The organism is Paraburkholderia sp. SIMBA_054 (genome assembly GCF_046534875.1).
GTDB classification, from domain to species: domain Bacteria; phylum Pseudomonadota; class Gammaproteobacteria; order Burkholderiales; family Burkholderiaceae; genus Paraburkholderia; species Paraburkholderia hospita.
The window spans coordinates 108,641-121,923 of record NZ_JAWRXV010000013.1 but is presented as its reverse complement, the minus strand read 5'-3'; the positions used below and the strand labels follow the sequence as shown (position 1 = coordinate 121,923).

The window sequence follows — 13,283 nt, the reverse complement described above, 5'->3', positions numbered from 1 at the left end:
GCCATGTGCGCAACAAAATTACGCAGCCAATCCGCCGAAGAAGCCACGCCGCTGTCGCAACTCGACCGCATCGATCGCGCGATCCTCAAGCAACTCCAGCAGGACGCGTCGATCTCGAACGTCGCGCTGGCGGCGAAGGTGAAGCTGAGCGCGCCCGCGTGCCTGCGGCGCGTCGAGCGGCTCAAGGAAATGGGACTGATCCGGGCGACGGTCGCGCTGCTCGATCCGAAAGCGCTTGGCGCGGGGATGCTGGTGGTGATCGGCGTCGTGCTAGACCGCTCGACGCCCGAAACCTTCGCCGCATTCGAAAAGGCCGCGCAAAAGGTGTCGGGCTGCATGGAGTGCCACGTCGTGACGGGGGAATTCGACTACTTCATGCTCGTGCGCACGCGCGACAGCGAGAGCTTCAACCGGCTGCACGCGGAGCAATTGCTATACCTGCCAGGCGTGCGGCAGATCCGCAGCTTCATGGTGCTCAAGGAAATCCTGTCGACGACGAAGTTTCCGTTCTGAGGTGTTCGAAGTCGCGCTAAAAGCGCAGGCATAGGGTTTGATCGGCATGCCGACAGCCTGGCGGTGCTTATACAATGACCGCGCAGAGAGAGGCCAGATAACAGGCGATGAGCGACGACGACACGGACATCGGCAGCGCGGCGGGCGACCACGCGAAGCCGCCTGAACCGCACGCGGACGAAAGCGCCGCGGCGAGCGGGACGACCGCGCGCGCCGCCAACTTCAGCAGCGAATGGCTGCGCCTGTGGGCCGAATCCACTACGGACTATTCAATCTTCGCGCTCGCGCCGGACGGCACAATCATCAGCTGGAATCGCGGCGGCGAGACGATCCAGGGCTACCATCCCGACGAGATTCTCGGCCAGCACGTGCGCGTCATGTACACCGGTGAAGACCAGCGCGCAGGCTTGCCGGAACTCGGCCTTCAGCGTGCCCGTGAAGACGGCCGCTACGAAATGGAAGGCTGGCGCGTGCGCAAGGACGGCAGCCTGTTCTGGGCGAACGTCATCATCACAGCGCTCTACGCACCCGACGGGGATCTGCTCGGCTACGGACGCGTCGTGCGCGACATCAACGACAAGAAGAAGGCCACCGACGCCGCCCTCGAAAGCGACCGGCGCTTCCGGCTGCTGGTGCAGGGCGTGAACGACTACGCGATTTTCATGCTGTCGCCGGAAGGCTGCGTCACCAACTGGAATCCGGGCGCGCGGCGCATCAAGGGCTACACCGACGAGCAGATCATCGGCTCGCATTTCTCGTGCTTCTACACGCCGGAAGACGCGGCAGCGGGCGTGCCGCAGCGCGGCCTCGAAACGGCCGAGCGCGAGGGCCGCTGGGAAGCCGAAGGCTGGCGCGTGCGGCGCGACGGCAGCCGTTTCTGGGCGCATGTCGTGATTGACGCGATCCGCGACGAGAACGGCGTGCTGATCGGCTTCGCGAAGATCACGCGCGACATCACTGAGCGCCGCCAGGCGGCCGAACTGCTCGACCAGACCCGCAACGCGCTGTTTCAGTCGCAGAAGATGGAAGCGCTCGGCAAGATGACGGGCGGGGTCGCGCACGACTTCAACAATGTGCTGCAAGTGCTGCGCGGCAATCTGGAATTGCTCGGCGCACGCCACGACGATGCGTGGAGCCGGGCGCGCGTCGGCCGCGCGATCGAGGCCGTCGAGCGCGGCTCGAAGCTCGCGTCGCAACTGCTCGCGTTCGGCCGCCGCCAGGCGCTGCAACCTGTCACGAGCCATCTCGGCGACGTGCTGCACGGTATGGAAGACCTGCTGCGCCGCGCGCTCGGCGAGCGCGTGCAGGTGCGGGTCCATGAATCGCGTGCGAGCGGCGAGCTATGGAACGTGCTGGTCGATACGCATCAACTGGAAAACGTCGTGCTCAACCTGGCCATCAATTCGCGCGATGCAATGCCCGAGGGCGGCATGCTGACCTTCGGGCTGTCGAACGCGGTGCTGTACGCGCAAGCCGCCGTGGCCGCGCAGGTCGAGCCGGGCGAGTACGTGAAGATGACCGTCACCGATACAGGCGCGGGCATGAGCGCGGAAGTCGTCGAGAGCGCGTTCGATCCGTTCTTCACGACCAAGCCCGAAGGCGAAGGCACAGGGCTGGGCCTGAGCATGGCCTATGGCTTCGTGCTGCAAAGCGGCGGGCACATCGAACTGGCGAGCACGCCGGGCGTCGGCACGACGGTGACGATCTATCTGCCGCGCTCGACGGACGCGCTTATCGAGCGGCCTGTCGCTCAGGCCAAGCCCGAGTCCGAGGAAGCGCTGCGCGGAGGCGAAACCGTGCTCGTCGTCGAAGACGACCGGCGCGTGCAACTGACCGTTGTCGACATACTGTCGCAACTCGGCTACGGCGTGCTGACGGCGAACGACGCGACGGAGGCGCTGACCGTTTTGCGCAGCGGCGCGAAGGTTGATCTGCTGTTCAGCGATGTCGTGATGCCCGGCCCGCTGCTGAGTCCCGAGATGGCGCGTCAGGCGCAATTGATGCGGCCGTCGTTGAAGGTGTTGTTTACGTCGGGCCACACGCGCGACACGATGGGCCTCGACGCGCAGTTGCGGCGCGGCGCCGATCTGCTGCAAAAACCGTATAGCCGTTTGCAGCTCGCGCGAAAAATACGCGACGTGTTCGACGGCACGGCGCGCACGACGCACGATGCGGCGCAGCATGATACGCCGCGCAAGCTGCACATTCTCGTCGTCGAAGACGACCGGGACGCCCGCGATGCGCTGTGCGAGCTGCTCGGACTGCTCGGTCACACCTGGGACGCAGTGGCCAACGCAGAGGAGGCGCTGAAACGCCTGCAACTGCATCCGTTCGATGTGCTGCTGACCGATCTCACGCTGCCGGGCATGTCCGGCCTCGACCTTGCGCGCGCGGCGATCGCCATGCACGCCGCGCAGCACGTAGTGTTCTCATCCGGTCACGGTGCGCCGTTGCACGACGAATCGCTGCCGTTCACCTGGACGGCGTTGCGCAAGCCTTATTCATTCGATCAGCTGAAGGCCGTGCTCGACGCGCAACATTGACGCGGGACAGTTCGCTTCCCGCGGTTCATCCGTCGCTTTCGCGTGCTGCTTCGGGCGGCGCGAGCCTCCCGGCTGCAGCTTGTGCAGGTTGTGCGCGGCGTCGAAGGGCGTATGGAGCGACCCGCCGAACGGTACGTCGAAAGGCACACCGAAAGGCACGTGTAAAGTCAGTTGCCCAAAAACAAACGCAGCGCGCGGCATGACACCGTGCGCTGCGTTCTTCCTTACGTCTCCGTCAGTTCGCTAGACGTTAGCGGGAGCCTTCCGCATCGTCCTCTTCTTCATCGTCCAGGTCGTCGTCGAGATCGTCGTCATCGTCGAGCGTGATCCGACCCATGCCGACGCCCGCATCTTTATCTGCATACGGTTGACGTGGGGCGTTTTCGTCCGGGGCGTAATTCTTTCTGACCATTGGCAGCTCCATGAAGAAAGTTGAACGAACCCGCAGAGCGCGCAAGCGATGCGCCTGCGCTTCACCGCGAACTTCCAATGATGCTCCCGTGCGATCCGCACGACCAGTGGTAAGTGATCGAATGCGACACGCGCGAGCGTGCTGCGGTGCACCGTCACGTCGATCAGGCGGCCGGCGGGGTGCATCCAGATGCGGTCGAGCGCGATGGAAAGGTGCGAGGGGCAGGGGCCGCCTGAAAATGGGTGACGAGCATGGGCAACGCGTGGCCCCAGACGAACCACGCGTTGAGGTGAACCACCCGTTGAGGTCGCCCATCAGCAGCACGGGCATGCGCGGTGTATCGAAAATGCGGAAATCAGTGCGCGAATCCCAGATGTGTCGCGACCACACGGAGCGCCGAGCAGGGGGCGTCCGTTTCCACATCGACGTCGAGCGCGCCGCGCGCCGCTCGCGTGCCGAACGACAGATCGAGCGAACGCGCCGCGCAGACCGGCCACCAGCTGAGGATCGCGTTTCCGTTCACGCGGATTCGGCAATCTTCATCGCGTCGGCGAGACTCAATGAATCGCGCATTGCTTCCACGAGCATGCCCGTCTGTTTCTCGCGATTGCAGCCGACAGCAGCCACCAGCTTTCCCTTCTCGCCGAGCAGCGCGATAAATTCGAACGTGTCCGGCGTTCCGGTGAACTTCGTTTGATCCCAGTGTTTCGCGTGACCGAGATACTCGAATGTCTTGCCGAAGTGATACGTCCAGAAGTACGGCACGTACGGCTCTTTTGGCGGGATGCCGAGCATCGCGTGCGCCGCAATGCGCGCGTGCTGTTGCGCGACGCGCCAGTGCTCGATCCGCACACGCTCGCTGCCTTGCGACGGCAACACGAAGCGCGCGATGTCGCCCGCTGCATAGAGACCGTCGGCTGCGCGCATCGATGCATCGACGTTGATGCTCCTGTCGTCGTTGCGCTTCACGCCTTCGATGAAATCCGTCGCCGGCGTCACGCCGATACCCGCGACGATGAAGTCGCACGCTACCGCTTCGCCGTTATCGAGCGTCACGCTTAGTGCGCCGTCCGCGCCGCCCGCACCGACGGAACGCGCGTGATGGCCCATGCGGATGCGCACGCCATGCGCTTCGTGCAAGCGCATGAACAGCCTGCCGAGTTCGGGGCCGAACTGCTTTTCGAACGGTACGTTGCCGGGCGATACAACCGTCACGCGCAGCTTGCGCTCGCGCAGCGCCGACGCGACTTCCAGCCCGACGAAACTCGCGCCGAGCACGAGCGCGTGCTGCCCTTGCTCGGCCGTCTCGACGAGATGTCGCGCATCGTCGCGATTGCGCAGCAGGCAAATGCGCGACTTCACGCCGGCTGCATCGCTGCCTTGCAATGAAAGCCGCTTCGGTATGCCGCCCGTTGCAACGAGCGCCGCGTCGTAGTGAATCGACGGTGCGCTGCCGATATCGATGCGCCGCGCCTTTGCATCCAGCGCGGCGACCTCGGCCTGAATCACGTCGATCGAGTGAGTGGCGAAGAAGTCGTTGGGCAGCAGCGACGGAATGTCGTCGGGCGACATCTCGCCGGACGGCACGAATTTGCTCAGCACGGTGCGGTCGTACGGCGTGCGCGGCTCGCGATCGAGCAGCGCGATGCGTCCCGCAAAGCCCGCTTCGCGCAGCGCCGCGCAGGCGGCCGCTCCCGCCGCGCCGGCGCCGACGATTGCAAACGTGCGCCTGTCCGCCGCCGTGGACGTGGTTAGTTTCGACGGCTCTGGCGTGCTGTCGACGAGCACGTCGTCCTGTTCGATGCGCACCGGATAGCGCGTCAACGGCAACAGCGCGGGCGGTTCGACGAGCGCGCCTGATGCGATATCGAAGGTTCCCTTGTGCCACGGACAAATGAGCCGCCCATTGCATAGCGCGCCCTGTTCGAGCGGCGCGCCCGCATGCGGACAGTCGGCGCTGTACGCATGCACGGCGTCGCCGTGGCGTATCAGCAGGATCGGCGTGCCGTTCACCTCGACGCGCTTCATGCCGTTGTCGGCGAGATCGGAGAGCAGGGCGACCTTTTGCATATCGGCGTTCGTGTTCGTGGCCATTGTTTTCCTCGTGGAGACCGGCCGCGCGGCGCATGCGATGCAACGCGCGTGAAAGGCATTTGCTTTCACGGGTGCAATCGGCATGCCGTCTCGCGCCTTGTTTCAGGAGACAGCTTACGTCGGAACGGCACAGGTGGCCTCGCATGGGCATGCCGCTTGCGTCGTCGCTCGCAACGCACCTGTTTGATCGACGGATGCCACGTTGGACCCAACACTCTCCCAAGTTTTGCCATGGAGGTTTGCATGAACGATATCGGCCACGATCCCCTGCGGCGCGCCGCGCCCGCTGCGTGGTACATCAACAGCGGACTGCGTCTGTCTGACGAGGAACCGGACGCCGACATCGAGCCGAAACGCTATGCGCTCGTTCCTGCCCTCGAGCGTTATCTGTCGAACGTGCGCTTCGGCGACGAGCAGGCGGCCAGTCGCGCGGCCACGCTCGATGCCTTGCGCGCGCGCGGCATGGACTGGCTGCCGCTGCCGGGCCGTGGCGAAACGGCGACGCGCTGGCGCGGTCTCGCGGCCGTTGCGGCATGCGACCTGTCGCTGGTGAAGCTCTACGAAGCGCACACCGACGCGCTCGCCATCCTCGCGGAACTGGGCCGCACCGAACTCGCGGACGACGGCAACTGGGCCGTGTGGGCCGCCGAGCCACCGAACGCCAAGCTGATCGCGCATGGGGCGAACGGTAATGCGCTGACGCTCGAAGGCACCAAGCCCTGGTGCTCGGGCGCGCCGCATGTCACGCATGCGTTGGTCACGGCATGGCGCGGCGACAAGCCGGTGTTGGCTGCCGTCGAACTGTCGCAGCCGGCGATCGCCATCGATCCGGGCGGCTGGCAAGCCGTCGGCATGCGCGCGACGGGCACGAGCAGCGTGCGCTTCGATGGCGCGCGCGCCGTGCAGGTCGGCAACGCCGGCGCGTATCTGTCGCGTCCGGGCTTCTGGCACGGCGGCGCCGGCATTGCAGCCTGCTGGTACGGCTGCGCGGCGGCGCTCGCGTCGATTCTGCGCGACAGCGTCAAGCGTCACGAAGATCCGCACGCGTGCGCGCATCTCGGCGCCGCCGATGCCGAGCTATCCGCCGTGGCCGCGCTGCTGCGCGAGTCGGCCGCATGGATCGACGGGCATCCGCGCGACGATGCGCAGCAATGCGCGCTGCGCGTGCGTGTCGCCGTCGAACAGGCGGCGGAGCAGGTGATGCAGCACGTGTCGCGCGCGCTTGGCGCTGCGCCGTTCTGCACGGACCCGTGGTTCGCGCGCGCGATCGCCGATCTGCCTGTGTTTCTGCGGCAGAGCCATGCCGAGCGCGACGAGTGCGCACTCGGCCGGACGCTGCTTGACGACGAACCAGGCGAAACCTGGAACCTCGGACTTCATGCTGGACGCGACTGAGGTTCACACGCATGTCTTTCCCCGCCGCCTATTTCGACGATCTGTACCGACAGGACGACGATCCCTGGGACTATCGCGCGAGCTGGTACGAGCGCCGCAAGCGTCTGCTGACCATCGCGGCGCTGCCGCGCGAGCGCTATCGGTCGGGCTTCGAGCCGGCCTGTTCGAACGGGGAATTGTCGGCGCTGCTCGCGCAGCGTTGCGACAGCCTGTACGCGTGCGATATCAGCGACCAAGCCGTGCGTCTTGCACGCGAACGTCTCGCAGGCGTGCGCAATATCACCGTCGAGCAACGCGCGATGCCGGACCAATGGCCCGACGCAAGCTTCGATCTGATCGTGATCGGCGAGTTGTGCTATTACCTGTCGCGCGAAGCGACGGCGGAACTTGCGCGGCGCGCGTGTGCGTCGTTGACGGCGGACGGCACGCTGGTCGCGTGCCACTGGCGTCATCCGTTCGAAGGCAAGCTGCAAACAGCCGACGATGTACACGCGAGCTTCGACGCACTGCCCGCGCTGAACCGCCTCGTGCAACATGCGGAGCACGATCTGCTGCTGGACGTGTGGTCGAAGGATGGGCACTCGGTTGCGCAATACGAGGGGCTCGCATGATCGGCATCGTGATCCCCGCGCACGACGAAGAGGAACTGCTTGCCGATTGCCTGCAGGCGGCGCGGATCGCGGCTGCGCATCCAGAATTGCGCGGCGAGACGGTGAGAATCGTCGTTGCGCTCGATAGTTGCACCGACGGGTCCGAGTCGATTGCGCGCTGCTTCGACACGCACGCGTTGACGCTCGACGTGCGCAACGTCGGCAAGGCGCGGGCCGCGGGCGCGGCGACGCTGATCGAACAGGGCGTGCGCTGGCTCGCGTTCACCGATGCCGACAGCCGCGTCGCGCCGGACTGGCTGGTCGCGCAACTCGCGCTCGATGCGGAAGCGGTGTGCGGCCCCGTGCTCATCGAAGACTGGCGCGAGCACGACGAACTGACCCGCGAAGCGTTTTGTCGCGCGTACATGAATGCGGATGGGCACCGGCATATTCATGGTGCGAATCTCGGCGTGTCGGCGCGCGCGTATTGCCGCGTCGGCGGATTTCCGCCGCTCACGTGCAGCGAGGATGTCGCGCTGGTGGGTTTGCTCGTCGAGACGGGCGCTCGGATCGCGTGGAGCGCGGCGCCGCGTGTCGTAACGAGCGCGCGGATTGCTTCGAAGGTGCGGGGTGGGTTCGGGGATACGCTGATGGGGCTGGCGGCGCATGAATGATGCGCGCGACGGACGAGATCAGGCCGTGCCGTTAGAACCCGTCCGATAGCGCGCCAGAAACATATCCGCCGATGACTCGGCGATGGTCTTCTGTTCTTCCGCTGTCAGCGACGGCTGGCCCATCGTCACCTGCGGCCAGAACGCAAAGCCTTTCACGAGACCATGCAACTGCTGCGCGGCGAACGCCGGGTCCGGGGTATCGAGCCTGCCATCGGCGGCGGCCGCGCGTATCCACACAGTCAGTCCTTCCTCGCGTTCACCGATGCGCGCCACCATGTCCCGCGCGCGCTCCGGCGAATGAATGCCCGCCGCGATCGCGACGCGCGCGAGCGACATGAACGCCTCGTCGTTCAACAGCCGCAGCTTCTGCGCGAGCAATTCGATCAGCTGTGGGCGCAACGGCTGGTCCGCGTGATAGCCGGGCGCATCGCCCGCCTTGCTGGCGTCCCATAGCTGCTGGAGGATCGCCGCGAACAGCGCCTCCTTGCTGGGAAAGTGGTTGTACACGGTGCGCTTCGACACGCTCGCGCGCGCGGCGATCCGGTCCATGCTGGTCGCGTCGAAACCGGCCGCGCGAAATTCGTCGATGGCCGCTTCGATGACGGCCGCGCGCTTGCGATCGGTCAGACGGGGAAGGGTGGTGCTGTCGTCCATCTTTTAATTTTACACCGGTGGGTTTACTTTTCGAGATAATAAACTACACTGTGCAGTCTACCTTCTGTCTCGAGTGACGCTTCGCATGAAATCGATCATCGGCTCCATCAGTCAGGTTTTGGGATTCACGGCGGCGCAGCGCAGCCGCGTGTTGTCGAGCACGTCGCCGCAGCATGATGGCGAGCACTTTCGCAACGTGAAGCCGCGTCCCGTCGAAGGGTTGGGCAAGACGCTGCGAATTGTGTGGAACGTGCTGCTCAACAAGCCTCGCGGCACCGAGCCGTCCGGCGCGCTACCCGTCGATGCGCTCACGCGCGCAGACCTCGACGCCGCGCCGGACCGGAGCCTTTTCCGCCTCGGTCATTCGACGATGCTGCTCAAGCTGCGCGGCCAGTTCTGGCTGACCGATCCGGTGTTTGCGGAACGCGCGTCGCCGTTCAAACGGATGGGGCCGAAGCGTTTCCATGCGCCGCCGATTGCGCGTGATGCGTTGCCGCCGTTGCGCGGCGTGATTCTGTCGCACGATCACTACGATCATCTGGATCGCGAGACGGTGCTTGCGCTGGCTGAAACGACGGGCGTGTTTCTGACGCCGCTTGGGGTTGGCGATCGGCTGATCGAGTGGGGCATCGATGCGTCGAAGGTGCGGCAGTTCGACTGGTGGCAGGGTGTGGAGATCGACGGTGTGCAATTGACGGCGACGCCTGCGCAGCATTTCTCGGGGCGTAGTCTGTTCGATGGGAATAGCACGTTGTGGGCGTCGTGGGTAATCGTCGATGGTGATCTGCGGGTGTTCTTTAGCGGTGATACCGGTTACTTCGATGGCTTCAAGGCGATTGGCGAGCGGCTCGGGCCGTTCGATGTGACCTTGATGGAGACGGGCGCGTATGACGCGCAGTGGCCTTACGTGCATATGCAACCCGACCATACGGTGCAGGCGCATGTCGATCTGCGTGGTCGCTGGCTTGTGCCGATTCATAACGGGACTTTTGATCTGGCGATGCATCGGTGGCAGGAGCCGTTTGAGCGTGTCGTGGGACTTGCCGCTGCGCGCGGTATTGCGCTTTCTACGCCCCGGATGGGCGAGAGGGTTGATCTGGGTGCGCCGCATCGCGGGGAGCGGTGGTGGCGGGATGTTGTTGAGGTTGATGCGCCTAAGGCGGCGCGGCGGTTTTTTTGTCGGGCTGCTAGCGTGGAGTGAGTTTTTTTGTCTGCGACGCTGGGGTGGGTTGCCTGTGGTTTCGCTCGCATCCGCGGTTTGTCTTCATGCTTCGCGCGTTGCAGTTCGGTGTTTTGGTGTTTGCGCTGGCATTCGCGTTATGCCTTCGTGCTTCACGCGTCGCCCCTGTGCGGGGCGGCACCTACTTTTCTTTGCCGCCGCAAAGAAAAGTAGGCAAAAGAAAGCGGCTCACACCGCCAGTGCTAGTTCTTGCCTGAGGGTCCCCAACCGGTCCCACGCTTCACACGGCAATCACGTGACTCATGTTCGTTGCCAACGCTCTGAATGAGCGCCTCACCCGCTTCACGCGTCCGCGTCGCAGCACGCGGTGCCAGATATTCCACCGCCGCCCAGGTGGCAAACTGTGTGTAGGCGTTCGCACCATGAACGCATCACTCCGGACCGATAGCGCACGCGTACCACCCTGTAAGAGCGCCGCGCTATACGACGCGATAACCTACACACAGTTTGCCACCTGGGCGGCACATGCCATTCGCTGTCGCTTGCCCGAGTACGGGTATTCGAAGCGGGTGAGGCGCACATTCAAAGCGTTGGCAACGCGCGCAAACAGAAAGGCTGCCGTGTGAAGTGTGGGACCAGTTGGGGGCCCTCAGGCAAAAACAAGAGCTAGCGGTGTGAGCCGCTTTCTTTTGCCTACTTTTCTTTGCGGCGGCAAAGAAAAGTAGGTGCCGCCCCGCACAGGGGCGACGCTTGAAACACGAAGGCAAAACGCGGATGCCAGCGCCAAGGCCAAAACACCAAGCGGCGACGCGTGAAGCACGAAGGCAAAACGCGGATGCCATCGCAAACACCAAAACACCGAACGGCAACGCCAGAAGCACGAAGGCATAACGCGGATGCCACCGCAAAACCAAAGCAGACCACCCCAAGCGTCGCAGACAACAACAAAAACCAAAACCCACCTGCATAACAAAAAAATCCGCGCTAAGGTATGACCTTGCCATTCAACCCGCGCCGCAACCACCAAAACAAACCAGGAACCCAAAGCGATGACCGAACCCACTCAGTTCTGGATGATCGAAGGCGCGCCGACGCCGGTCGGCCCATTTTCCCATGCGACGGAATCAGGCGGCTGGGTCTTCGTCACCGGCCAGATGCCCACATCCCCGGAAGACGACACAGCCCCCTTACCCGAGGGCGTCGCCGCGCAAACCAAACGCGTCATGGACAACCTCGTGCTGGTGCTCAAGGGCATCGGTCTGGGCCTCGAACACGTCGTGTCGGCGCGTATCTTCCTCACTGAATTCAAACGCGACTACGCCGCGATGAACGCCGTCTACGCCGCGCATTTCCCGCCGGGACGGCTGCCTGCGCGCACCTGCGTCGGCGTAACAGGCCTCGCGCGCGACGCGCTAGTCGAGATCGACTTCATCGCGCGCCGTCCGGGCTGACGCAACGTCAATGCGTCCTCATCGACCGTCCGCGCGCCGCGACTTCCTGCAACGCGCGCTAATGCTGCCGCTCGCGATGTCTATCCCATCCCTCAGCGCCGCCCAGCAAAAATCAACGCCTGGCATGGAGCGGCGCGCGATCCCATCGACGGGGGAACCGTTGCCCGTCGTCGGCTGCGGCACGTGGCGCACCTTCGACGTCGGCGACGATCCGAACGGCCAGGCGCGGCTCGCCGAAGTGCTGAAAGTTCTGTTCGCAGCGGGCGGCTCGACGATCGACTCATCCCCGATGTACGGCTCGTCCGAAGCCGTCGCGGGCACGTTGCTCACGCGGCTCGACGCGCACAACAAGGCGTTCGTCGCGACCAAAGTGTGGACGCAAGGCAAAGCCGCAGGCATCGCGCAGATGGAAGAGTCGATGCGCCGCCTGCAACAACCGAAGATTGACCTGATGCAGGTGCACAACCTCGTCGACTGGCGCACGCAACTCGCCACGCTGCGCGACTGGAAAGCGCGCGGGCGCATTCGCTATATCGGCATTACGCATTACACGTCCGGCGCGTTCGATGAAGTCGCCAGCGTGATGCGCAGCGAGAAGCCCGACTTCGTGCAGATCAACTACGCCGCCGACGATCGCGACGCCGAGCAGCGCATTCTGCCGCTGGCACGCGATCTCGGCATCGGTGTCGTGATCAATCAGCCGTTCGGCGGCGGCGGGTTACTGTCGCGCGTCGGCAAAACACCGCTGCCCGCGTGGGCCGCCGACATCGGCTGCACGACGTGGGCGCAACTGCTGCTGAAATTCGTGCTCGCGCAACCCGCCGTCACCGTCGTGATTCCCGGCACGGGACGCCCCGAGTACATGGCCGACAACGTCCAAGCAGGCGTGGGCCCATACCCGGACAACGCGATGTGCAAGCGGATCGTCGAGGCCGTGGGCGGGTAAAAGACGACGCAACCACAACGCCCCGCGCGGCCATATGACAGGCCACATCAGGGCGCGCGGCGCGCCACCATCATGAAGCCGATGCCTTCAGCAACACAGGATCGTTGCGATAGACATCCGGGAACATCTTCTTCAGATAATCGATTTTCGGCAGATCGTTGATCGCGATGTACGGCGAGTCCGGATGCAGCACCAGATAGTTCTGGTGATACTGCTCGGCAGGATAAAAGCCCTTGAAGTCCTCGATCTTCGTGACGATCGGCGCGGAAAACACCTTCGCGCCGTTCAACTGCGCGATGTAAGCCTGCGCGATGCCACGCTGCTCGGCGTTTTGCGGAAACACCACCGAACGATACTGCGTGCCGTGATCCGGTCCCTGGTAGTTCAACTGGGTCGGATTGTGCGCGACCGAGAAGAAAATCTGCAGCAACCGGCCATACGTGATCTGCGTCGGGTCATACGTGATCCGCACCGACTCCGCATGCCCCGTGTCGCCGCCGCTCACGGTCTCGTACTGAGCGGTGTTCGCCGCGCCGCCCGCGTAACCCGACGCGACCTGCTGGACGCCCTTGACGTGTTCGTACACGCCCTGAACGCCCCAGAAGCAGCCGCCCGCGAAGACGGCCGTTTCCGTGTGCGCGCTGCCCGCTTTTTCGTCCTGCGCGGGCGGCGGAATCCGGACCGCCTGTTCCGCCGACGCAACGTGCTGCCACGCAATGGCGCCCGCGCCGATGGCGACGCACGCCACGATCCTGCCCGCCGACGTGCGGGTCCAGCCCAATGCGCTTGTGATGAGTTTCTTGTTCACGGTGATAGTCCTCGAATAACAGG

At 64.6% G+C, this 13,283-nt stretch carries 13 protein-coding genes and 1 pseudogene; 8 read left to right on the top strand and 6 right to left on the bottom strand.

Features of this window, described 5'->3' with window-relative positions:
- Nucleotides 1-3: 3 nt before the first annotated feature.
- Nucleotides 4-513, top strand: coding sequence for an Lrp/AsnC family transcriptional regulator (locus tag SB822_RS17940; RefSeq protein WP_091786641.1), 510 nt, complete (start codon nt 4-6; stop codon nt 511-513).
- 107 nt (nt 514-620) lie between these two features.
- The gene (locus SB822_RS17935) at nt 621-3,056 is read left to right on the top strand and encodes a PAS domain S-box protein (protein WP_410855277.1); all 2,436 of its coding nucleotides are present in this window, start codon (nt 621-623) and stop codon (nt 3,054-3,056) included.
- A gap of 250 nt (nt 3,057-3,306) precedes the next feature.
- Here SB822_RS17935 and SB822_RS17930 read toward each other — a convergent pair whose 3' ends face one another.
- From SB822_RS17930 to SB822_RS17920, 3 genes and pseudogenes are all read right to left on the bottom strand, one after another.
- Nucleotides 3,307-3,546: a hypothetical protein gene (locus SB822_RS17930; protein ID WP_165489454.1), complete on the bottom strand. Its 240-nt coding sequence runs from the start codon at nt 3,544-3,546 to the stop codon at nt 3,307-3,309.
- 14 nt (nt 3,547-3,560) lie between these two features.
- A pseudogene (locus SB822_RS17925) lies at nt 3,561-4,006 on the bottom strand (endonuclease/exonuclease/phosphatase family protein); the annotation flags it as partial.
- Nucleotides 3,988-5,562, bottom strand: a complete 1,575-nt coding sequence (locus tag SB822_RS17920) for an FAD-dependent oxidoreductase (protein WP_410855276.1) — start codon at nt 5,560-5,562, stop codon at nt 3,988-3,990. The gene SB822_RS17920 and the pseudogene SB822_RS17925, both read right to left, overlap by 19 nt.
- A gap of 243 nt (nt 5,563-5,805) precedes the next feature.
- On the opposite strand from SB822_RS17920, the gene SB822_RS17915 reads away from it, so the two are divergent.
- Genes SB822_RS17915 through SB822_RS17905 form a run of 3 tightly spaced genes read left to right on the top strand, consistent with a single transcriptional unit; the run spans nt 5,806 to nt 8,221 of the window.
- Nucleotides 5,806-6,957 (top strand): acyl-CoA dehydrogenase, encoded by a 1,152-nt coding sequence (locus SB822_RS17915; protein WP_410855275.1) that lies wholly within the window; start codon nt 5,806-5,808, stop codon nt 6,955-6,957.
- Between the two features lie 11 nt (nt 6,958-6,968).
- Complete coding sequence (locus tag SB822_RS17910; protein WP_410855274.1) at nt 6,969-7,568, top strand: class I SAM-dependent methyltransferase; 600 nt, start codon at nt 6,969-6,971, stop codon at nt 7,566-7,568.
- Complete coding sequence (locus tag SB822_RS17905) at nt 7,565-8,221, top strand: glycosyltransferase (RefSeq protein WP_007577367.1); 657 nt, start codon at nt 7,565-7,567, stop codon at nt 8,219-8,221. Before SB822_RS17910 ends, SB822_RS17905 begins: the two co-directional genes overlap by 4 nt.
- Nucleotides 8,222-8,239: 18 nt before the next feature.
- Here the strand turns inward: SB822_RS17905 and SB822_RS17900 are convergent, their stop codons facing one another.
- Nucleotides 8,240-8,875 carry a TetR/AcrR family transcriptional regulator gene (locus SB822_RS17900; RefSeq protein WP_410855273.1) on the bottom strand — a complete coding sequence of 212 codons (636 nt, stop codon included), beginning with the start codon at nt 8,873-8,875 and terminating at the stop codon, nt 8,240-8,242.
- An 85-nt stretch (nt 8,876-8,960) separates the two neighbouring features.
- Between SB822_RS17900 and SB822_RS17895 the strand changes: the two genes are divergently transcribed.
- Nucleotides 8,961-10,076, top strand: coding sequence for an MBL fold metallo-hydrolase (locus tag SB822_RS17895; RefSeq protein ID WP_007577373.1), 1,116 nt, complete (start codon nt 8,961-8,963; stop codon nt 10,074-10,076).
- Nucleotides 10,077-10,704: 628 nt separating this feature from the next.
- Here SB822_RS17895 and SB822_RS17890 read toward each other — a convergent pair.
- The gene (locus SB822_RS17890) at nt 10,705-11,118 is read right to left on the bottom strand and encodes a hypothetical protein (protein WP_410855272.1); all 414 of its coding nucleotides are present in this window, start codon (nt 11,116-11,118) and stop codon (nt 10,705-10,707) included.
- On the opposite strand from SB822_RS17890, the gene SB822_RS17885 reads away from it, so the two are divergent.
- Together SB822_RS17885 and SB822_RS17880 are read left to right on the top strand one after the other, a co-directional pair.
- The gene (locus SB822_RS17885) at nt 11,105-11,506 is read left to right on the top strand and encodes a RidA family protein (protein ID WP_009771635.1); all 402 of its coding nucleotides are present in this window, start codon (nt 11,105-11,107) and stop codon (nt 11,504-11,506) included. The genes SB822_RS17890 and SB822_RS17885 overlap by 14 nt on opposite strands.
- Nucleotides 11,507-11,516: 10 nt before the next feature.
- A complete protein-coding gene (locus tag SB822_RS17880; RefSeq protein ID WP_410855271.1) occupies nt 11,517-12,452 on the top strand; it encodes an aldo/keto reductase in 936 nt (311 codons plus the stop codon).
- Nucleotides 12,453-12,522: 70 nt separating this feature from the next.
- Here SB822_RS17880 and msrA read toward each other — a convergent pair whose 3' ends face one another.
- Entirely contained in the window at nt 12,523-13,260 is a 738-nt protein-coding gene (msrA, locus tag SB822_RS17875; protein ID WP_079488534.1) for a peptide-methionine (S)-S-oxide reductase MsrA, read from the bottom strand.
- Nucleotides 13,261-13,283: the final 23 nt, after the last annotated feature.

What these genes read in the sequence shown, in the direction of transcription:
- SB822_RS17920 (WP_410855276.1), bottom strand. Translation starts at nt 5,562, where the DNA reads ATGGCCACGAACACGAACGCCGATATGCAAAAGGTCGCCCTGCTCTCC.
- SB822_RS17900 (WP_410855273.1), bottom strand. Translation starts at nt 8,875, where the DNA reads ATGGACGACAGCACCACCCTTCCCCGTCTGACCGATCGCAAGCGCGCG.
- SB822_RS17885 (WP_009771635.1), top strand. Translation starts at nt 11,105, where the DNA reads ATGACCGAACCCACTCAGTTCTGGATGATCGAAGGCGCGCCGACGCCG.
- SB822_RS17895 (WP_007577373.1), top strand. Translation starts at nt 8,961, where the DNA reads ATGAAATCGATCATCGGCTCCATCAGTCAGGTTTTGGGATTCACGGCG.
- SB822_RS17935 (WP_410855277.1), top strand. Translation starts at nt 621, where the DNA reads ATGAGCGACGACGACACGGACATCGGCAGCGCGGCGGGCGACCACGCG.
- SB822_RS17915 (WP_410855275.1), top strand. Translation starts at nt 5,806, where the DNA reads ATGAACGATATCGGCCACGATCCCCTGCGGCGCGCCGCGCCCGCTGCG.
- SB822_RS17880 (WP_410855271.1), top strand. Translation starts at nt 11,517, where the DNA reads ATGCGTCCTCATCGACCGTCCGCGCGCCGCGACTTCCTGCAACGCGCG.
- SB822_RS17940 (WP_091786641.1), top strand. Translation starts at nt 4, where the DNA reads ATGTGCGCAACAAAATTACGCAGCCAATCCGCCGAAGAAGCCACGCCG.
- SB822_RS17905 (WP_007577367.1), top strand. Translation starts at nt 7,565, where the DNA reads ATGATCGGCATCGTGATCCCCGCGCACGACGAAGAGGAACTGCTTGCC.
- SB822_RS17910 (WP_410855274.1), top strand. Translation starts at nt 6,969, where the DNA reads ATGTCTTTCCCCGCCGCCTATTTCGACGATCTGTACCGACAGGACGAC.